This window comes from Ruegeria arenilitoris, assembly GCF_013035425.1.
Classification (GTDB): Bacteria; Pseudomonadota; Alphaproteobacteria; order Rhodobacterales; family Rhodobacteraceae; genus Ruegeria; species Ruegeria arenilitoris_A.
The window spans coordinates 905751-924127 of the sequence record NZ_WQHX01000001.1 but is presented as its reverse complement, the minus strand read 5'-3'; the positions used below and the strand labels follow the sequence as shown (position 1 = coordinate 924127).

Below are 18377 nucleotides of genomic sequence, written 5' to 3'. Positions count from 1 at the left end.
AGGAGTCACAATTCACCCCATGCGCCTGCCATACGCAATCGCCGTTGCCGTGTTTTTTGTCATATCAGCCATGATATCCGTTGTGGGTGCAGGCTTGGCTGTCACACGGATCGAAGACGCCTCTGAACTGGCTGTACGCCGGGCGCTGGACCTGCAGGGTCATGACTGGGCCGAAGTGCAATCGGACGGTTTGCGTGTTGTTTTGACGGGAACGGCCCCAACGGAAGCGACCCGGTTCAACGCGCTGACTGCAGCCGGAACCGAGGTCGACACTTCGCGCGTGATCGACGAAATGGAAGTTGCACCGACAGCCAATCTGAACCCGCCCCGATTCTCGGCCGAGATCTTGCGCAACGATAATGGAATTTCGTTGATTGGTTTGATCCCCGCAAGCGAGGACCGCGGCGCTCTGATCGACAACCTAAAACGCTTGAACCCCGGTGTTAGCGTTTCAGACCTTATGGAAACCGCGGATTACCCCGAACCAAAGGGGTGGGATGACGCAGTAACTTTTGCTGTCGCGGCGCTATCAAAACTGCCTAGGTCCAAGATTTCTGCAAGCCCCGGGTTGGTCCGGATCACCGCGATTACTGATAGCCAACAGGAAAAAGAACGGTTGGAACAGGAGCTGACCCGTGCTGCGCCACCCAGCCTGCGTATTGGGCTATCTATTTCCGCACCGAGGCCGGTCATAACTCCGTTCACTTTGCGCTATCTGATCAACGAAGCAGGAGGGCAGTTCGACGCTTGTTCTGCCCAAGACGAAACAGCGCGCGCCAGTATATTAGAGGCGGCCAAGAAAGCTGGTTTAACGGGACCACACGACTGCACGATTGGATTGGGCGTACCCTCTCCGCGATGGGCCAGCGCCGCTCAGCTAAGTATTCGCGCACTTTCCGAATTGGGGCGCGGATCCGTTACTCTTTCTGACGCAGACGTCACACTGGTGGCCGCACAGGATACCGACCCCGCCCTTTTTGATCGCGTGGTCGGAGAACTTGAAACAGCATTGCCAGACGTATTTGTTCTTCATGCCGTTCTGACCGAACCGGAAACTCAGGAACAGAGTGGCCCAATCGAGTTTACCGCGACGCGCAGTCCCGAAGGCCTTGTGCAATTGCGCGGGCGTCTTGAAGATGAAGCCTTGCGGGACATGGTCGACAGCTTTGCAAAAGCGGCATTTGGGTCCAACCAAGTATACACCGCAACCCGTTTAGTGTCTGACCTGCCGGAAGACTGGTCCGTACGAGTACTGGCCGGACTTGATGCACTGTCACAGCTGAATAACGGAGCATTAACAGTAACCCCCGACTATGTCGAACTTTCGGGCATAACCCACGATCCCCAAGCAAAAGCCCGGATCGCAGGGCAACTATCAGAACAGCTGGGCGATGCACAGGATTTCAACCTGCTAATTGCCTATCAGGCACCGCCTGAACCGGAAGACGCTCTGCCCGACCCTGAGCAGTGCGAAGAGCAGATAGCGGAAATTCAATCCGCCAGCAAAATCGCCTTCGAACCCGGGTCGGCCACAATTGCCGCAGAGTCGCGTGACACAGTGAACCAGATTGCCGATATCCTGCGAGAGTGCGGACCGATAAGGATGGAAATCCAAGGTCATACCGACAGTCAGGGTCGCGAAGAGATGAACCTGCAGCTCAGCCAGTCCCGTGCGCAATCCATTCTGACGGAACTAAGAGGGCGGCGAATCCCAACGTCCAGTTATACTGCGGTGGGTTATGGCGAAACGCAGCCCATTGCCGATAACGATACAGAAGAGGGTCGAGAAGAAAACCGACGGATTGAATTCCGTCTTGTTCGCCCTGAACCCGGCACAAACAATGAATCTGGACTAGAGGCATTGGAATCCGAACTTGAAGCGATAGAAGCCGAACCAACAGACGATGCAACGCCCGACGCGGAAACAGGGGATCTGCAAGTTGAACCGAACTGAATTCATAATAGCCACTGCCATTATCTTGTTCGCGGCCTTTTGCATGGGATGGTTCGCCAACTGGCTGGCCCATCGTCTGTCGCGTGTCCGCCAAAGCGATGTGGCCGATTTGGATCGCATGAGCCAAGAGCTGCATGAAGCCGAAGAAACTCGGGATCAGGCAATTACTTACCTTCAGCAGCGTGAGGCCGAACTTACGAACCAACTGACCCAGACTGAGGCGGAACTGACCGCTGCGATGGACGGACTTCGCGCTGCGCGTCAAGAGGCCGATGAACTGCGCGGGCGGATCAGAGACTCGGACTAAACGCTCGCGCGACATGTCTTACGACGCTACCAGCGGCCCAAAGCGTTTTCATCCTCATCCCTGGCTGCGACCCATTCCGCACCCGACCTGGTGATTTCCTTTTTCCAGAAAGGCGCACGGGATTTAAGATAATCCATCAGAAACTCTGCTGCCTCGAACGCATCTTTGCGATGCGGCGCCGCGGTGGCGACCATCATGATCCGCTCTCCTGGCTCAAGACGCCCATGCCTGTGGATCACCAGCACGTCGCCTAAGGACCATCTTTTCTGCGCCTCCTGAGCGATCTTCGTCAAGGCCCTTTCAGTCATGCCGGGATAATGCTCAATTTCCATTACATCCAAATCGCCGGTTGCAAGATCGCGCACCACACCTGTGAATGTAACGATAGCTCCATGCGCAACGTTACCCCGGGCGAATGAATTAGCCTCGGCTCCCAGATCAAATTGTTCTTCCTGAACCGCGATACGCATTTGGTCATCCACCAGTCATTGGCGGAAAAAAAGCCACTTCGCGCACACCGGAAAGCGGTGCATCGAAGTCAGCCAACTCCTGATCAAGTGCCACGCGCAAAGCTGAGATATCCGCGAATGCGGCGGCGTAGCGATCTTCGCGCTCACTTAGCTCTGCCACCAATTCCGCGACCGTGGCAGCCCTGGTCTCCACCCGTTCTTTTGGAATTCCGATGCGTTCGCGAACCCAAGCGAAATACAGCACATCCATCCACTAGCTCTCCTTCAGATGAGGCATGGCTTTACGTAGGTAGTCATAACCCGTGATCAATGTCAGCGCAGCGGCAATCCACAACAGCCACAGCCCGACCTGTCCGGACCAGTACATTCCACTGAGGTGCCAGCGTAAATTGTTCACATCCTCAACTTGTCCGGCGATAACTTGTTCGACCAAATCAGCATCCATGCCGTAGGTCGCCATCACTGCATAGTGTTCAAAAATACCCTGTGAGAACATTATTGCGATGGCAACCATCTGCGCGGTTGTTTTCCATTTTGCCAGTTTCGTGACTTTCAATGTTCCGGCCACGTTTCCCAAATACTCGCGCAGGCCAGAAACAAAAACTTCTCGGAATAAGATCACAGTTGCTGGAAGAACCAGCCAAGGTGTCCAATGTTCAGTTGAATAGCCCACTAGGATCATAAGCGCAATTACAACCATCGCCTTATCGGCGATAGGGTCCAACATAGCACCAATCTTGGTCTCTTGTTTCCAAGCGCGGGCCAGATATCCATCAAACCAGTCGGTGATTGCAGCTGACAAAAACAGGATTAGCGCAAACCAGTCCGCATAGGGGCGAGTGAAGTACAGAAACATCACCGCCAGGCCTGGCGCGGCAAGCAGGCGCAGTATCGTAAGGATATTGGGTAAGTTCCATTTCATGCAGCGGAGCCTACATCGCCGGTTCCGGACAGAAAAGACGGTGCAGCAAAAAACTATACCGATCACATGGGCTTGGTCAAAGCGCCGCAGCTGTCAGGTGCGCTCGAAATTGGACTTGGCCTCCGCCACGATTGGCGTCAGATTGCCGCGTGAATCAGGCCAATGAAGCATCCAAGATGACAGCTCAAGTTCTAACTAATTCCCGATCGAACCTGATTAGCAGTATTTGGATGATTACAGCGATGGCCGGGTTCGCCATTGAAGATGCTTTCCTCAAAGGAATGTCCAAGTCACTGCCTGTTTGGCAAGTTCTGGTCTATTTCGGGTTGGGTGGATCTGCTGTATTCGGCGCAATATCGACGCTGCGAGGTTCGCGACTGTTTCAAAGGGATGTTCTTTCCCGCCCGATGCTCATCCGAGCGTTTTTTGAGGTTCTCGGTCGGTTGTTCTATGTTCTGGCCGTCGCCTTGACGCCGTTGTCTTCGGCTACTGTGATACTACAAGCCGCACCATTAGTCGTCGTCGCAGGGGCCGCTCTGATTTTTTGCGAAACAGTCGGTTGGCGCCGATGGAGCGCGATCTTTGTCGGCATGGCCGGCGTAATTGTTGTCATCCAACCAACCGGTGACAGCTTCTCAATTCTATCGCTGTTGGCAGTTTTCGGAATGCTGGGTTTGGCCGGTCGAGATCTGGCCAGCCGCGCGGCGCCTGCGCAACTGGGAACCGATTTGTTGGGATTTTACGGTTTTCTCAGCGTCATTGTCGCCGGGTTTTTCTATCGCTTTGTGGAAGGCGTTCCTGCAGAACCTCTTTCCTCTGATTCCGGTTTTTACTTAGCGGGCGCGGTGATGTTCGGTACAATGGCATATGCGTCTCTGATGAAGGCAATGAGAACCGGCGAAGTGTCGGCGGTGACACCGTTTCGATACTCACGCCTTCTGTTCGGTATCGGTTTGGGCGTGTTTTTGTTCGGCGAGCGATTGGATCAAACTATGTGGATCGGAAGCGCCCTGATCGTAGCCTCGGGTCTCTACATCCTTTGGCGCGGCAGATACCACTAACCTTTTTCATGAAAGAAGTCATAGACCTTTTGCGCAAGGCCTGCTGAAATTCCGTCCACTGCTCTTAAGTCGGCCAGATTGGCGCGGCTGACTGCTTTGGCGCTGCCAAAATGCGCCAGCAGCGCGCGTTTTCGCGCGGCGCCAACCCCGGGTATTTCATCTAACGGGGTGGCACCTACGGCTTTTGACCGCTTGGCGCGATGTGTTCCGATAGCAAAACGGTGGGCCTCATCCCGCAATCGTTGAATAAAATACAGAACAGGATCGTTTCGTTTTAGTGCAAAGGGTCGCTGGCCAAATCGATGGAACTCTTCCTTGCCGTGATCCCGGTCTACACCCTTGGCTACACCGATCATCGGGATGTCTTCCACCCCATGCTGCGCCATGATTTCATGCACTGCACTGACCTGGCCTGCCCCTCCGTCTATCAACAACAGGTCCGGCCAATGACCCTTGTCTCGATCCGGATCTTCTTTCTGAAGGCGTGTAAAGCGGCGCGTCAGAACCTCTTTCATCATTCCAAAGTCGTCGCCTGGTGTCAGGTCGTCACCGCGGATATTGAACTTGCGATAAGAGTTTTTAATAAAGCCCTCAGGGCCGGCCACAATCATACCGCCCACCGCATTGGTGCCCTGGATATGCGAGTTGTCGTACACCTCTATCCGTTCAGGAAGGTTGTCTAGATCGAATGCCTCGGCCAAGCCGCGCAACAGCTTGGCTTGCGTGGCAGTTTCCGACATGCGGCGGGCCAAAGATTCGCGCGCATTTCGCAAGGCTCCAGCGACCAGTTCTTGTTTTTCTCCACGCTGTGGCACTAAAATCTCGACCCTGCGGCCAGCTTTTTCAGACAATGCTTCCTGCATCAGGTCTGCGTTTTCGATTGCATCAGACAAGATCAACTGACGCGGTGGTTCCTTATTGTCGTAGAATTGCCCCAGAAACGCTTCCATGACCTCTGCCGCAGAAACATCTGGCCCGACACGCGGATAAAAATCTCGGTTGCCCCAGTTCTGGTTGGCCCGGATGAAGAAAACTTGTACACAGGCCTGTCCGCTGTCCATGAACAGTCCGATTACATCCGCCTCGGTAACACCGCGCGGATTGATTCCTTGGCTGGTTTGAACTTGCGTTAAAGCCCGAATTCGATCCCGAAGACTGGCAGCACGCTCAAATTCCATCGCCTCGGACGCCGCCATCATCTGTTCGGCCAGCTCTTCCTGAACATTAGTAGATCGCCCAGACAAGAACCGCTCTGCATCTTTGACACTTTCGCGGTATTCTTTGTCCGAGATCAACCCGACACATGGTCCCGAGCACCTCTTGATCTGATAGAGAAGACAGGGCCGCGTACGACTGTCGAACATCGAATCCGAACAGTTTCGCAGCAGAAATGCCTTTTGAAGCTGATTGAGGGTCCGGTTCACAGCACCTGCACTGGCGAAGGGGCCAAAGTAAGCGCCCTTTTCTTTCTTTGCACCCCGATGCTTTTTTATCTGAGGAAAAGAATGATCCTTGGCCACCAGAATATTTGGAAAGCTTTTGTCATCACGTAGCAGCACGTTGTACTTTGGCTTTAGTTGCTTGATCAGGTTCTGCTCAAGCAACAGAGCTTCGGTTTCAGTTCGGGTAGTCAAGAACATCATCGAGGCTGTAGCGGCGATCATCCTCTCGATCCGACCAGAATGACCGGGACGAGCGTAATTGGATACCCGCGCTTTCAGGTTTCGGGCCTTGCCTACATAAAGGACTCTGCTCTCGCTATCCAACATGCGATAGACGCCAGGCGAACTGTCCAGCGTTTTCACATATCTATGGATGCAGGCATAACCTGATGGCTGAGTTTCCGAAGTCGATTCGTTCTGGGACGTCATAGTCATGAGATATGATTCTCTGGCAATGGCTGCAATCTTGTGCGCCTTAGATCAAGAGAAAACAAATCCACGGTTTCTGTGGATAACTACGCAGATAAGTTTTTGGGTTTGTCGAAATCCCCTTAAATTACTGTCCTTTCGCTGAACTGCCTAAAAATTGGGCACTATTTTAACTATTTGAAATTATTGAGTATTTTTTTATGTGTAAAACAAGTGTATGAAAAAAAAGACATTTTTGTAACGCAAGTGTAACAAAGCTGCGAGCGGTGCAAAACTTGAAGCGAATATGTCTATTCCACGCCAAGAACATCCGGCGTCTGCCAAACGAGGTGTTGACCGCCATCGACGCATAACAACTGCCCGGTGACCGCATGAGCGTCCAAAAAATACCCCAGTGCCGCGGTAATATCTGAAGGGTTTGCGCCCCGTTCCAAAACCGTATTTTTTCTCTGGGCCTTGAAGTGGGCTTCGCTTTGACGGTGGCCTTGTAAAGTCGGGCCAGGGCCGATCGCATTTACGCGGATCGCAGGTGTGAGTGCCTGAGCGGTCGTGCGCGTCAAAGCCCACAACCCCATTTTGGCGATAGTGTACGTCATGAATTCTGGTGTCAGTTTTCGTACCCGCATGTCGACCATGTTTACGATCAAGCCCGTTGCGACTGGCTCTCCCTCGTTGTCAACAATCGGTTCAAGTCCCTGTTCGGCCATAGACTGTGTTAAAACGAATGGAGCTCTTAGGTTGCTGTCGATATGGCGATCCCAACTGCGGCGTGTTGCGGTTTGAATATTGTCGTATTCAAAAATCGACGCGTTGTTCACCAGGCAGGTTACCGGACCACCCAGCGCCTCCGCGGCACGGGGCAACAGTGAATGGACTTGATTTTCATCCAACAAGTCGGCCTTCAATGCGATCGCGGACCGACCAAGCGCTTTGATCTTGTCGGCGGTATCCTCTGCCGCCTCGCGCGAAGAAGCGTAGTGGATTGCAACGTCATGACCGCGTTCTGCAAGATAAATCGCCATAGAACGACCCAATCGCCGCCCAGCACCAGTTACCAAAGCTTTGGGCATCGTGGCCTCCCTAGGTCAGATCACGCCAGAAGAATGACGACATACACCAAATATAACATCGTCAATACCATGCCCCACACGCGGGTAATGTCCTTTTTGAAGAACACGAATGGTACCAGCAACAGCGACGCACCCAACATCACCCAAAGATCGAACTGCAAAAATTCTGGGTCTACAGGGATGCGACCGAACAAAGTGGCAATGCCGATAATGGCCAATAGATTGAACATGTTCGAACCGATCACATTGCCCAACGCCACGTCCGCCTGCCTGCGCAAAGCAGCCATCACAGTGGTCGCAAGTTCCGGCAACGATGTTCCAACTGCGACCAGTGTCAAACCAATCACAGTTTCGCTCACACCGTACGTGAGAGCTATGACGGTTGCGTTTTCCACCAGCAGATGGGCACCCATCGGTAGTCCGATCAACCCGAGGATCAGGTAGATCGACAGTTTCCAGTAAGGCATATCCGGGTCGGCCTCTTCCAACCCTTCCAATTCTTCTCCAGCAGCACAAGCACTGCGGTGCGCGTGCGCTTCACGAAAAGCGTTTGCAAGAACCAACGCCAAGGCAGCAAGCAGGATTGCCCCGCTGAGCAATGTAAAGACACCAAGAAATGCCAAGGCGATGAACAGAACCGATGCAATCAACATGAATACATAGTTCTTGCGACTGTCACATTCGCTGGTGTGAAGAGTGGCCAGCATGGCCGGAACGCCCAAAACCAAAAGTATATTTGCCGTGTTCGAACCGACCACGTTACCCAGCGCGATCCCCGGAGCATTTTCTTGAACAGCACTGATGGCAATCAATAGTTCAGGTGCCGACGTGCCAAAGGCCACAATAGTCAAACTTACAATAAGCGCGGGTACACCTAACCTTAGGCTGAGGTTTACCGCGCCGCGCACCAGCGCGTCTCCGGCCAGTAAAAGGATAAGCAACCCCAGGCCGGAAAGCAGCCACGCCGTCATCCGCGGCCTCCTTTTTCACAGGCGCAAGGGCCTTTACCTATTCGAAAACGGCCGCAGCGCGGACATTTAGCGGATTTCAGGCGGCGTTGTCCGGGAAAGCGAAGCTTGCCGAACATCGCCAGTACCCCCATAGCAATCAGGAAAAGGGTTACGGCCTTGATGATCACGTTACAACCCGAAACGCGCATAGGCTGCGCGCTCCTCAAGGCTGGCAATTGCGTCCTGGGTCAAAGTAGCACCAATGCGCGACCAGATCTGCTTGCGCAGGCCGTAGCGGCGGAATTTTACTTTTTCTCCATAGCGTTCCTGCATTTTCGGCTTCAGATGGGCAACCCCGTCAATCAGGCCCAGTTCCTGCGCCCTGCGAGCCAGCCAAATCTCACCGTTAAACAAATCGGCTTTTCCATCCAGCTTGTCTCCACGACGTGTTTTTACGTGCGCGATAAAGTTTTCGTGGATATCGCCGAGCAAAGTTTTTAGCCGTTCGACATCTTCTTTCTTTTCCGGGGCGAATGGGTCCAACATCGATTTTGACTGACCGGCAGTATGAACCCTGCGTTCTACCCCCTGCCGCGCCAAGAATACATGGGCACCAAAGCCCGCAGAAATAACTCCTATTGAACCAATGACAGAGCAGTCATCGGCCCAGATTTCGTCAGCCGATGCTGCCAACCAATAACCACCTGACGCCGCCACGTCTTCGACAAATGCAAACACTGGAATTTCCAGCTCGTCTGACAGACGCCTGATCCGCGCTCCAATCAGTGAACTTTGAACCGGAGACCCTCCGGGAGAATTGATTTCGAGCGCAACTGCGACTGGTTTACCCTTGCGGAATGCTTTTTCCAGAATTGGGGCCAGCGTCGTGTCGCTCAGAGACGCACGACCGGCCATGCCAATAGCTCCGGACAAACGGATCACGGCCACAAGGGGGGACTTTTTTAGAAAAGGCAGGCTGAACTTCATGGGTGCCGATGTAGAGTGCGCCTCACGCTTAAACAAGGGAACCTGAGGGCCATATCCACGACGAAAACCAATTTAACACATCCGATGGGCAAAAATGCAACGCCCTAACTGCGGATGCGCCAGCCAGTTTTGAAGATCCAGCCAACTATTGCAAGGCACCCACAGGTAAAGGCCAGGATGGCTAGCAAACTGAAAGCGATCGGCACATCCGCCAACCCGTAGAATGACCAGCGAAAGCCTGAGATCAGATAAACCACTGGATTGAACAATGTAATGGTCTGCCAAATGGGCGGCAGCATTGAGATTGAATAAAATGTGCCGCCCAGAAAAATCAGCGGCGTGACGACAAGCTGCGGCACCAGCGACATCTGTTCGAAATTGCTGGCCCAAATACCGATAATAAAGCCCAGTAACGAAAAGCTTAAACACGTCAAAATCAGAAACGCTGCCATCGCAAACGGGTGTTCAATACGAATGTCCACGAAAAATGTAGCAGTCACCAAAATCACCAAGCCCACAAATAGGGACTTGGTGGCCGCAGCCCCAACATAGCCGATCACGATTTCGATGAAATTTACAGGTGCCGAGAGCAGTTCATAGATCGTACCCAGAAACTTCGGGAAATAAATCGCGAATGAAGCATTCGAAATTGCCAGCATTACAACCGACAATATTATCAGCCCGGGAACAATAAACGCACCATATGGCACGCCTTCGACCTCTTGAATCCGGCTGCCAATGGCGGTTCCGAAAACAACAAAATAGAGAGTTGTAGAAATAACAGGCGACAGAAAACTTTGCGCCAAGGTGCGAAAGAACCTTCCCATTTCAAATCGATAGATTGCGGCAATCGCAGACCAGTTCATTCGGGTTCTCCGGACACCAGGTTGACAAATATCTCCTCGAGGCTCGACTGACGGGTCTGCACGTCCCTCAACACAAGGCCTGCTTGCGCGACGTCGTTCAGCAAGGTTGTGATGCCAGTACGTTCGGCGTTGGTGTCATAGGTAAACACTAGAACATCGCCAGAGCCGTTCAACGAAAGCCGATGGTCAGACAGGCTGTCCGGGATGGAGTCGATGGGCTCGTTCAGCGTCACCTCGATCTGCTTCTTTCCCATCTGAGACATCAGCGTCTCTTTGTCCTGCACCAAAAGCAACTCGCCCTTGTCAATAACGCCAATTCGATCGGCGATAGCTTCGGCCTCTTCGATGTAGTGCGTCGTCAATATGATGGTGACACCAGCCGCTTTCAATTCGGCCACGATCGCCCACATATCCTTTCGCAGTTCTACGTCGACGCCAGCGGTGGGTTCGTCCAGAAACAACACGCGAGGTTCATGCGCCAAGGCTTTGGCAATCAGGACGCGCCGTTTCATACCGCCCGACAGTTCCTTCATTGAACTACGGCGTTTGTCCCATAGCGACAGTTTGCGCAGAATATCTTCAATCTTGGCGTTATCTTTGCCATAACCGAACAACCCGCGTGAAAAACGCACCGTGTTCCAAACCTTTTCGAAGGGTTCGAGCGCGATGTCCTGCGGCACTAATCCAATCATCTGACGCGCTGCTCGGAAATCCGATTGAGTATCGTACCCCCCAACAGTAACAACGCCCGAAGTCGGCGTCGTAATACCACATACTGTTGAAATCAAAGTCGTTTTCCCGGCGCCATTTGGACCCAATAGAGCCAGTATTTCCCCTTCTTTTATGTCCAGTGAGACGCCCTTCAACGCCTCAAAACCGCCCGCATATGATTTGCGCAGATCCTTGATCGACAAAATCGTATTCATGTTCGTCCTCGTTCCGCTGTGCACATTACCGCGACAAATCATGGGCGAACAGATCAAAATCGCACACATGACTGTTCGCAAAGGCTGTAGACTGTTCAATGTACTCTTGCTTTCCGGGTCTTGGAACGAAACCCTACTTTGCAGGAGGGCAGCTATGCTGGATGGATTACGCATTATCGAAATCGAAGGTTTAGGACCTGGCCCGTTCGCTGCCATGCTGTTAGCCGATCTTGGCGCGGACGTGATCACGATACACCGGGCGGGTGGACCTGTGACACCCGCCACACCTGATCGGTCTCTGTTGGATCGGGGAAAACGATCCGTTGAACTGAACCTGAAGGAACAGGGCGATCTTGAAATCGCCCGACGTCTCATCGCCTCTTCCGATGCGCTGATCGAAGGTTTTAGACCTGGCGTAATGGAGAAGTTAGGATTGGGGCCCGAAATATGCCTGGCCGAAAACCCCAAACTGGTTTACGGGCGTATGACAGGCTGGGGTCAGGACAGCCCAAACTCGGAAACCGCCGGCCACGACCTGAACTATATCGCCCTGTCAGGCGCGCTTTGGTACGCCTCTGCCCCAGGCTCGGTTCCTCAGACCCCTGCAACACTTGTTGGCGACATAGGCGGAGGTGCAATGTATCTGGTTACGGGGATTCTTGCTGCCCTGTTGAATGCCCAGCAGACCGGTCGCGGCACCGTAGTTGACGCAGCCATATATGACGGCTCTGCCCATTTGATGAACTTGCTGATGAGCCTTGGCCAAGTTGGCGGCTTATCAGAGACACGTGGTAATAGCCTTTTGGACGGGCCACATTGGAGCCGTTGTTATACTTGCTCGGATGGCAAGCACATCTCAGTCCAGTGCCTCGAGCCAAAATTCTATGCGGAATTCTTGGAGCTGCTTGATCTTTCTGGTGACCCAAAGTTTCAAAACCAGTTTGACGCGGCACTTTGGCCAGAGTTGACGGAACGCTTGGCCGAACTTTTTTCCACTAAATCGCGCGATCAATGGGCAAAACTGTTTGCTGGCACTGATGCCTGTGTCGCTCCTGTTCTAAGTCCGCAAGAAGCACGGCATCACGAAATGAACCGGGCCCGCGGAACATGGCAAACACTCGATGGCGCACTACAGGCTGCTGCTGCGCCAAGGTTTTCAACGCATAAATGGCAACCTGGGCCAATACCCACCCGTGGCGAACACACGAATGAGATTCTGGCCGATCTCGACATTGACACCAAGCCCCCAGCGAGAACCAATAAATCTGTCTAATGTAGTATAGCGGGTTTACCTGCCGCGCACCGTGTCGATCATCAGCTGCACGTTATCGGGGTCGGCATCCGGCGTAATCCCATGGCCGAGATTAAAAATATGCGGCCCATTGGAAAAAGCTTCGACAATCGCGCGGGTTTCATTGACCAGTGCCTGCCCGCCCGTGACCATGTGTGACGAAGCCAGATTTCCTTGAACGCATCCGTCTACTTGAACATGTTTCGCGGCCCAAACAGGCGACACGGAATTATCCAAGGCGACGCAATCAACACCGGTGGCTTGCGCAAAACCCACGTAGCCCTCACCCGCCTCGCGAGGAAATCCAATCACGGGAATTCCCGGGTAGCGTTCTTTGATAGCTTTTGTAATGATCCGACAAGGCTCGACCGAATATTTCCGAAATGCTTCCCCTTTGAGAGACCCAGCCCAGCTATCGAATATCTTAACGACTTCCACGCCAGCGTCGATCTGCGCTGACAAATATTCGATGGTGGCAAAGGTGATCCTGTCGAGTAAAGCCTCAAAAAGAGCCGTGTTTTCCTGCCTCAGTGCATGGGCAGGACCTTGATCAGGTGTACCGCGTCCGGCAATCATGTATGTCGCGACCGTCCAAGGCGCGCCAGCGAACCCTATCAGCGTTGTCTCCGGGGGAAGTTCGCGCGTAAGGATGCGAACCGTTTCGTAGATTGGTGAAAGGGTATCGTGAATTTCGCTTGCAGGATTGAGTAAATCAAATTCTGCCTGCCGTGAGATTGTGGACAAGCGCGGTCCTTCGCCCGCAACGAACCAAAGGTCAGCACCCAGCGCCTGCGGCACCAAAAGGATATCAGCGAACAGTATCGCTGCATCGAACCCGTAACGTCGGATAGGTTGTAATGTCACCTCGGCCGCCAGTTCCGGATTGTAACACAGCGATAGGAAATCTCCCGCTTGGGCGCGTGTGGCTCGGTATTCAGGCAGATACCTGCCCGCTTGACGCATCATCCAAATGGGAGGCACATCCTGAACCTTGCCCGCCAACGCCCGCAGCAATTTCTTTTTCTCGGCCATGCATGCCCCCATTCCTCCTACTTGCCGCAACGGGTCCGCCTTCGGCGTCAATTTGTCAAGCGCTGCCCCCATTGTCAGGGCAATGTGACGCGACTAAAGCTGGACTCATGAACCTGACTCTCCCATCACCGGCATCGCCCCTTAAAATCGGAACGCGCGGATCGCCGTTGGCCCTGGCGCAAGCTTATGAGACACGTCAGCGGCTGAAAGATGCCTTTGAATTGCCCGCTGATGCCTTTGAAATCGTGGTAATTAAAACGACGGGCGACAATCGCGCGATGATCGACGCAGACCGCCCATTGAAAGAGATCGGGAACAAGGGTCTATTCACCAAAGAAATCGAAGAGGCGATGCTGTGCGGTGACATAGACATTGCAGTACACTCGACAAAGGACATGCCAGTTGCACAGCCAACGGGGTTGCTGCTGGACACATATCTTCCACGCGAAGATGTGCGCGATGCATTCATCTCACCGCGATTGGGTGAGATTGGCTCTTTGCCCGAAGGCGCAGTGGTTGGCACGTCTTCACTGCGGCGGCGCGCGCAGATATTGCACCGCCGGCCAGACCTGCGGGTGGTCGAGTTTCGAGGAAATGTTCAAACGCGATTGAAAAAGTTGGATGAAGGCTTAGCGGATTGCACATTCCTTGCGATGGCCGGACTACGTCGCCTTAAGATGGAGGAGATTCCGGCAACGGCAATTTCTACTGACGAAATGCTGCCTGCCATCGCTCAAGGGGCTATCGGAATCGAACGGCGTCAGGACGACTTTCGCTCTGCAGAAATGCTTCAGTCGATTCATTGCCCTCAGACAGCAGCGCGTCTTTTGGCCGAACGCAACTTGTTGGCCGGGCTGGATGGATCCTGCGAGACGCCAATTGCGGGGCTGGCAGAACTGGACAATGGCCAGATTTACCTGCGTGGCGAGGTTTTGCGCCCAGACGGGTCTGAGGTCATCGCCGATTCTGTTACGGGGCCCACGGAAGACGCCGCCGATCTGGGGCTGGAACTTGCCCAATGGTTGAAGAAAAGAGCCGGCGCCGGATTTTTTGACTGGTTCGAGCGCGAATAATCTAAGTCAATGTGAACTGCTTCACTGCCAGCACTGGTATTGTGATACATTAATAAGGTGTTCCGGAAAGGTGTCAGATCAGTCTCGAATACATCGAATTTTTTACTCGGTTTTGTTTTAGATGGTATTCGAGGGGGCGAGACCGATCCATCTGACCGAATGAAACGGGTCACTGCATCATAAATGCAGTGACCCGTTTGCTTTTTTATTAATCAGGACGTTGCGCGTATACCCGCCACTTTGCGTAGGGTGCCGCGATGGCTGAATTCAACGCGTGTCGTCTGTGCATCTGAACGGAAATCTGCCATCCGGCCGGGCAAGGCCCGGTAGAACCTCTTTAAACCAGGTTCGACAATTTCGGACAACGCAGTGCACTCCGCGCAAAGCTCAGAAACTTCATCCTGCGCGTTTCGGTCTCGAATAGCCGCAATCAAATGCTCATGTGCAGTTTGCAGGGTTTGGAATCCTTCGGTTTCTGCAAGAGATTTGTCACCAACCAAAACGAAAACGGGTTCAGGGTCGCTTTTTCCTTTTAGATCGACAAACCCTGCTTCCAGCATGGCGAGATCGAAACGCGCAGCGTTGTTCACCGATGCCGAAACCAAGATGTCATAATCCACGTGTCGGCAATTCTGCTCGATACGGGCAGCCACATTCACAACATCACCGATAACGGTATAGTTGAATCGGCTTCGCGACCCAATATTCCCCACGCAAGCCCAGCCAGTCGCGCACCCGGTCGCAAGTGCAATCGGTTGTCTGTCGCGCATCGCCTCTGACTCGTTGAATTCTGTCAGCGCAGCCCGCATCCGCAGCGCTGCATGCGCCGCCCGACATGGATGATCTTCAACCGGCAGCGGTGCGTTCCAGAAAGCCATGACCGCGTCACCGATGAATTTATCAATTGTTCCACGCTCATGCAGAATCTGATCGCCCAATTGCGAAAACAGCTCGTTCAGCAAAGTGACAAGATCCGTGGCCGACACGGACTCGGACAATGGTGTGAAACCGCGGATATCGCTGAACATCACAGTAATTTCTTGGGTCTCACCACCCAGTTGCAGGCGGTGGCCCGACAGCTCCATCTCGTCTAAAATTTCAGGTGCAACGTAATGAGAAAAAACCTGTCGAATCTCGCGCTTTTCTCGCTCGGTCGAGATGAAAAGGTACCCTGCCAACAACCCAAAATTGGCCATCCCACCCATCAATGGGAATGTCACATCGAATAAAACGAGCTGATTTTGAAATGCCAGCCAGCTGGTTCCAAGAACCACAGCAGCCGCCACTCCCCCCGCGACAAATGATGTAACTGCTCCAAAACTTGACATCACAGCGATTACTATAAGACCCAACAATACGAATGACAGTAACTCCAAAGCGGCAGTAACATCTGATCTGCTTAGCATCTCTCCGGTCAGGATCTGCTCGAGGATTTGGGCATGAATCGAAACCCCCGGCACGGACTCGCCAAGCGACGTCTGGTGCATGTCAAACAGCCCAGCCGCAGATGTACCCACCAAAATAATCCGACCTTCGATTTCTGAGCGCAAATCAGGGTCGTTCGGGTTCTGCATAATGGCATCCGCTGACAGATACAAATCAGGCTGGTCCCGCCTGTACCTAACCCAAACCTCGCCGTTCTCTGTTGTAGGCAGCCGAAAGTCGCCAATCTCAACCGCAAGCACGATACCAGCCTCGTCAGATGAGCCTTCGACCAAAATGTACGGCGCATCCAATGCAATTCTCAGTGCTTCGATGCCCAAACTTGGCAGCGCCCCTTCTGGCCCACCCCACAGCACAGGAACGCTTCTGATAACCCCTGTTCCTCCTAACGGTGACACATTCACACCCCCAATCCCGGCCGCGCTACGGCCCAGCGGGGAGGCAATTGGGGTCCAGTGAGGCACAGAAATCAGTCCTGATGTCGGACTTTCGCCGATCTCTATTATGCCCGCCTTTGCAGTCATTCGGCTTCCTTCGCTGGCATGCCTTGCAGCGGTGCCCATCACGACTGGCCAGTGGGCAACCTCAAGCCCAAACAGAACATCATAGTCAACTTTCTGCGCATGGCGTTCTACCGTTAAAACTCCATCAAGCGCCGGGTCATTAAGCAACCGGGCAGGAGAATACCTGTCAGGCTCGACAAACAGCATATCAAAGGCAATTGCCGCCGCACCGTTTTCTCCAAGGTTCTGGACCATCTGTGCCAATAAGGTTCGCGGCCAAGGCCACTGCCCCCAATTTGCAAGTGACTGTTCGTCAATATCCAAGACCCGAACAGGGAGATCAGGGTTATACTCTCGCGGTGAAATGCGTTGCAAAATATCGAAGTATATCAATCGCGTCATTCGTACCGGATAGGGATCCAAAACTCGAATGAAGCAACCCAGCAGGATCAATCCCAGACCGACCAGACGAAATGCGCGTCTGCGGCTTGTTTTTTCTTTGGACTTAACGGTCACTTCAGCCTCCGATTGTGGCAGGTGGCATCAGCGTTCAGGTGCTGCCCTTTTTACCTTTACCCTTCCCATGCCCGGGACCCTTACCCTTTCCAGGGTTGTCATAGCCGCCGGAGTTGCCGGTTTGCCCCGCTGGATTAGAACCGTCCTGATGGCCCGACCGATTTCTCGCTGCCTCGGGCTCGGGTGCCGGAGGTTCAGACGCGGGCGGTTCGGAAGCCGGCGGTTCTGGGGCAGGAGGTTCTGGGGCTCGAGGCTCAGGAGAAGCAGGTTCAGGAGCAGGGGCTTCACTTGGTGGATCTGATGACACCTCGGCCCGGAAAGCGGCTCTTTGTGAGCGTTCGGGTCGCGGTTCTGGGGCGTCAGATTTTTGAACCGGCAGAGGTGCAGATTCCCCAGAACATCCACCAACATCGACCTGCAGAGGTGTCAGCAGGCTTATTTGGGATTGAACAAAAGGAAACCCGTTCTTCAGCGCCAAATCGTATTGGTCAGGATCAGCCGGACGACCCACACTTCCATTCTGGGTGGTCGCAAAAAGGCTGCACTGGCGCCCGGTTGAGCGGCAAGAACCCCGTCGACCGCACATACGCACTGTACCTTCCAGAACAAGCATGGCGCTTTGTGTTCCTGGTACAATCCACATATCGAATGTCGTTCCACGCACCGCCATCGTGGCCTGAGGCGTCTCTACAGAATAAGCTCTTTTTCGGCTCTTTCCTGAGATAAACCTAAAACTCCCACCTAAGGCCTGCACCGCGAAACTCTTTGCCTTTCGGTTGCTCCGCAACATAGTCACATCCAGAACCATGCGCGCATTCGGTCCGACGGCAATTTTGGTCTCATCCGCGAATATCAACTGAACAACACCAGACCGGTTTGTGGCGATTGTGTCACCCGAGACAACTTCCATGCCTTCGCGCAATGTGATGGTCTTTCCCGAACGAATTACTTCAGCACCTTGCTGGACGCTCAGAACCTTTCCTATTGCGGCCGAAACTGACGCCGGCAGCGCCAAAAGAACAAAAACAAAAACAAAAACTCTATACCAGGCCAAAACCAAGTCCCCTTCCCCCAAAAGGTTCCTGCTAGGGTCTAAAACACCCTCTGCCCGGTCTTGCGCCTCAATTTGCCGATA

18 protein-coding genes are annotated in these 18377 nt (G+C 53.4%); 5 read left to right on the top strand and 13 right to left on the bottom strand.

The features are described 5' to 3' along the window. Positions 1-19: 19 nt before the first annotated feature. Positions 20-1954: an OmpA family protein gene (locus GOV45_RS04470; RefSeq protein WP_170475391.1), complete on the top strand. Its 1935-nt coding sequence runs from the start codon at positions 20-22 to the stop codon at positions 1952-1954. Further along, a complete protein-coding gene (locus tag GOV45_RS04465) occupies positions 1941-2261 on the top strand; it encodes a hypothetical protein (RefSeq protein ID WP_170474725.1) in 321 nt (106 codons plus the stop codon). The genes GOV45_RS04470 and GOV45_RS04465 overlap by 14 nt, the downstream gene beginning before the upstream one ends. A gap of 26 nt (positions 2262-2287) precedes the next feature. Here GOV45_RS04465 and GOV45_RS04460 read toward each other — a convergent pair whose 3' ends face one another. Genes GOV45_RS04460 through pgsA form a run of 3 tightly spaced genes read right to left on the bottom strand, consistent with a single transcriptional unit; the run spans position 2288 to position 3653 of the window. Beyond that, positions 2288-2731 carry a molybdenum cofactor biosynthesis protein MoaE gene (locus tag GOV45_RS04460; RefSeq protein ID WP_170474722.1) on the bottom strand — a complete coding sequence of 148 codons (444 nt, stop codon included), beginning with the start codon at positions 2729-2731 and terminating at the stop codon, positions 2288-2290. Positions 2732-2735: 4 nt separating this feature from the next. Then, positions 2736-2981 carry a molybdopterin converting factor subunit 1 gene (gene moaD, locus GOV45_RS04455; protein ID WP_170474719.1) on the bottom strand — a complete coding sequence of 82 codons (246 nt, stop codon included), beginning with the start codon at positions 2979-2981 and terminating at the stop codon, positions 2736-2738. A 3-nt stretch (positions 2982-2984) separates the two neighbouring features. Then, positions 2985-3653, bottom strand: a complete 669-nt coding sequence (pgsA, locus tag GOV45_RS04450; protein WP_170474716.1) for a CDP-diacylglycerol--glycerol-3-phosphate 3-phosphatidyltransferase — start codon at positions 3651-3653, stop codon at positions 2985-2987. 176 nt (positions 3654-3829) lie between these two features. On the opposite strand from pgsA, the gene GOV45_RS04445 reads away from it, so the two are divergent. Next, positions 3830-4714, top strand: a complete 885-nt coding sequence (locus GOV45_RS04445; RefSeq protein ID WP_170474713.1) for a DMT family transporter — start codon at positions 3830-3832, stop codon at positions 4712-4714. Here GOV45_RS04445 and uvrC read toward each other — a convergent pair. The 7 genes from uvrC to GOV45_RS04415 all read right to left on the bottom strand — a co-directional run bounded on the left by uvrC (position 4711) and on the right by GOV45_RS04415 (position 11384). Then, a complete protein-coding gene (gene uvrC, locus GOV45_RS04440; RefSeq protein WP_170475389.1) occupies positions 4711-6585 on the bottom strand; it encodes an excinuclease ABC subunit UvrC in 1875 nt (624 codons plus the stop codon). The genes GOV45_RS04445 and uvrC overlap by 4 nt on opposite strands. Before the next feature lie 290 nt (positions 6586-6875). Next, a complete protein-coding gene (locus tag GOV45_RS04435; protein ID WP_170474710.1) occupies positions 6876-7655 on the bottom strand; it encodes an SDR family oxidoreductase in 780 nt (259 codons plus the stop codon). A 20-nt stretch (positions 7656-7675) separates the two neighbouring features. After that, positions 7676-8626 carry a calcium/sodium antiporter gene (locus GOV45_RS04430; protein ID WP_170474708.1) on the bottom strand — a complete coding sequence of 317 codons (951 nt, stop codon included), beginning with the start codon at positions 8624-8626 and terminating at the stop codon, positions 7676-7678. After that, complete coding sequence (locus tag GOV45_RS23705; RefSeq protein WP_254447897.1) at positions 8623-8814, bottom strand: hypothetical protein; 192 nt, start codon at positions 8812-8814, stop codon at positions 8623-8625. The genes GOV45_RS04430 and GOV45_RS23705 overlap by 4 nt, the downstream gene beginning before the upstream one ends. Further along, positions 8795-9592 carry a S49 family peptidase gene (locus GOV45_RS04425; protein ID WP_170474705.1) on the bottom strand — a complete coding sequence of 266 codons (798 nt, stop codon included), beginning with the start codon at positions 9590-9592 and terminating at the stop codon, positions 8795-8797. Before GOV45_RS04425 ends, GOV45_RS23705 begins: the two co-directional genes overlap by 20 nt. 104 nt (positions 9593-9696) lie before the next feature. After that, positions 9697-10458: an ABC transporter permease gene (locus GOV45_RS04420; RefSeq protein WP_170474702.1), complete on the bottom strand. Its 762-nt coding sequence runs from the start codon at positions 10456-10458 to the stop codon at positions 9697-9699. Continuing rightward, positions 10455-11384, bottom strand: a complete 930-nt coding sequence (locus GOV45_RS04415; protein WP_170474699.1) for an ABC transporter ATP-binding protein — start codon at positions 11382-11384, stop codon at positions 10455-10457. Before GOV45_RS04415 ends, GOV45_RS04420 begins: the two co-directional genes overlap by 4 nt. A 154-nt stretch (positions 11385-11538) precedes the next feature. Here GOV45_RS04415 and GOV45_RS04410 point away from each other — a divergent pair, with 154 nt between their 5' ends. Continuing rightward, a complete protein-coding gene (locus GOV45_RS04410) occupies positions 11539-12657 on the top strand; it encodes a CaiB/BaiF CoA transferase family protein (protein ID WP_170474696.1) in 1119 nt (372 codons plus the stop codon). A gap of 15 nt (positions 12658-12672) precedes the next feature. On the opposite strand, the gene hemE is transcribed toward GOV45_RS04410, so the two are convergent. After that, positions 12673-13707, bottom strand: coding sequence for a uroporphyrinogen decarboxylase (gene hemE / locus GOV45_RS04405; RefSeq protein ID WP_170474693.1), 1035 nt, complete (start codon positions 13705-13707; stop codon positions 12673-12675). 107 nt (positions 13708-13814) lie between these two features. On the opposite strand from hemE, the gene hemC reads away from it, so the two are divergent. Further along, positions 13815-14780, top strand: coding sequence for a hydroxymethylbilane synthase (gene hemC, locus GOV45_RS04400; RefSeq protein WP_170474691.1), 966 nt, complete (start codon positions 13815-13817; stop codon positions 14778-14780). A gap of 212 nt (positions 14781-14992) precedes the next feature. Here hemC and GOV45_RS04395 read toward each other — a convergent pair whose 3' ends face one another. Together GOV45_RS04395 and GOV45_RS04390 are read right to left on the bottom strand one after the other, a co-directional pair. Beyond that, positions 14993-17242, bottom strand: coding sequence for a CHASE2 domain-containing protein (locus GOV45_RS04395; protein WP_170474688.1), 2250 nt, complete (start codon positions 17240-17242; stop codon positions 14993-14995). A gap of 34 nt (positions 17243-17276) precedes the next feature. Then, entirely contained in the window at positions 17277-18296 is a 1020-nt protein-coding gene (locus tag GOV45_RS04390) for a FecR family protein (RefSeq protein WP_254447896.1), read from the bottom strand. Between the last annotated feature and the right edge of the window lie 81 nt (positions 18297-18377).

What these genes read in the sequence shown, in the direction of transcription:
- GOV45_RS04470 (WP_170475391.1), top strand. Translation starts at nt 20, where the DNA reads ATGCGCCTGCCATACGCAATCGCCGTTGCCGTGTTTTTTGTCATATCA.
- GOV45_RS04420 (WP_170474702.1), bottom strand. Translation starts at nt 10,458, where the DNA reads ATGAACTGGTCTGCGATTGCCGCAATCTATCGATTTGAAATGGGAAGG.
- GOV45_RS04445 (WP_170474713.1), top strand. Translation starts at nt 3,830, where the DNA reads ATGACAGCTCAAGTTCTAACTAATTCCCGATCGAACCTGATTAGCAGT.
- moaD (WP_170474719.1), bottom strand. Translation starts at nt 2,981, where the DNA reads ATGGATGTGCTGTATTTCGCTTGGGTTCGCGAACGCATCGGAATTCCA.
- GOV45_RS04435 (WP_170474710.1), bottom strand. Translation starts at nt 7,655, where the DNA reads ATGCCCAAAGCTTTGGTAACTGGTGCTGGGCGGCGATTGGGTCGTTCT.
- GOV45_RS04415 (WP_170474699.1), bottom strand. Translation starts at nt 11,384, where the DNA reads ATGAATACGATTTTGTCGATCAAGGATCTGCGCAAATCATATGCGGGC.
- GOV45_RS04430 (WP_170474708.1), bottom strand. Translation starts at nt 8,626, where the DNA reads ATGACGGCGTGGCTGCTTTCCGGCCTGGGGTTGCTTATCCTTTTACTG.
- GOV45_RS04425 (WP_170474705.1), bottom strand. Translation starts at nt 9,592, where the DNA reads ATGAAGTTCAGCCTGCCTTTTCTAAAAAAGTCCCCCCTTGTGGCCGTG.
- GOV45_RS04460 (WP_170474722.1), bottom strand. Translation starts at nt 2,731, where the DNA reads ATGCGTATCGCGGTTCAGGAAGAACAATTTGATCTGGGAGCCGAGGCT.
- hemE (WP_170474693.1), bottom strand. Translation starts at nt 13,707, where the DNA reads ATGGCCGAGAAAAAGAAATTGCTGCGGGCGTTGGCGGGCAAGGTTCAG.
- GOV45_RS04410 (WP_170474696.1), top strand. Translation starts at nt 11,539, where the DNA reads ATGCTGGATGGATTACGCATTATCGAAATCGAAGGTTTAGGACCTGGC.
- pgsA (WP_170474716.1), bottom strand. Translation starts at nt 3,653, where the DNA reads ATGAAATGGAACTTACCCAATATCCTTACGATACTGCGCCTGCTTGCC.
- GOV45_RS23705 (WP_254447897.1), bottom strand. Translation starts at nt 8,814, where the DNA reads ATGCGCGTTTCGGGTTGTAACGTGATCATCAAGGCCGTAACCCTTTTC.
- hemC (WP_170474691.1), top strand. Translation starts at nt 13,815, where the DNA reads ATGAACCTGACTCTCCCATCACCGGCATCGCCCCTTAAAATCGGAACG.
- uvrC (WP_170475389.1), bottom strand. Translation starts at nt 6,585, where the DNA reads ATGACGTCCCAGAACGAATCGACTTCGGAAACTCAGCCATCAGGTTAT.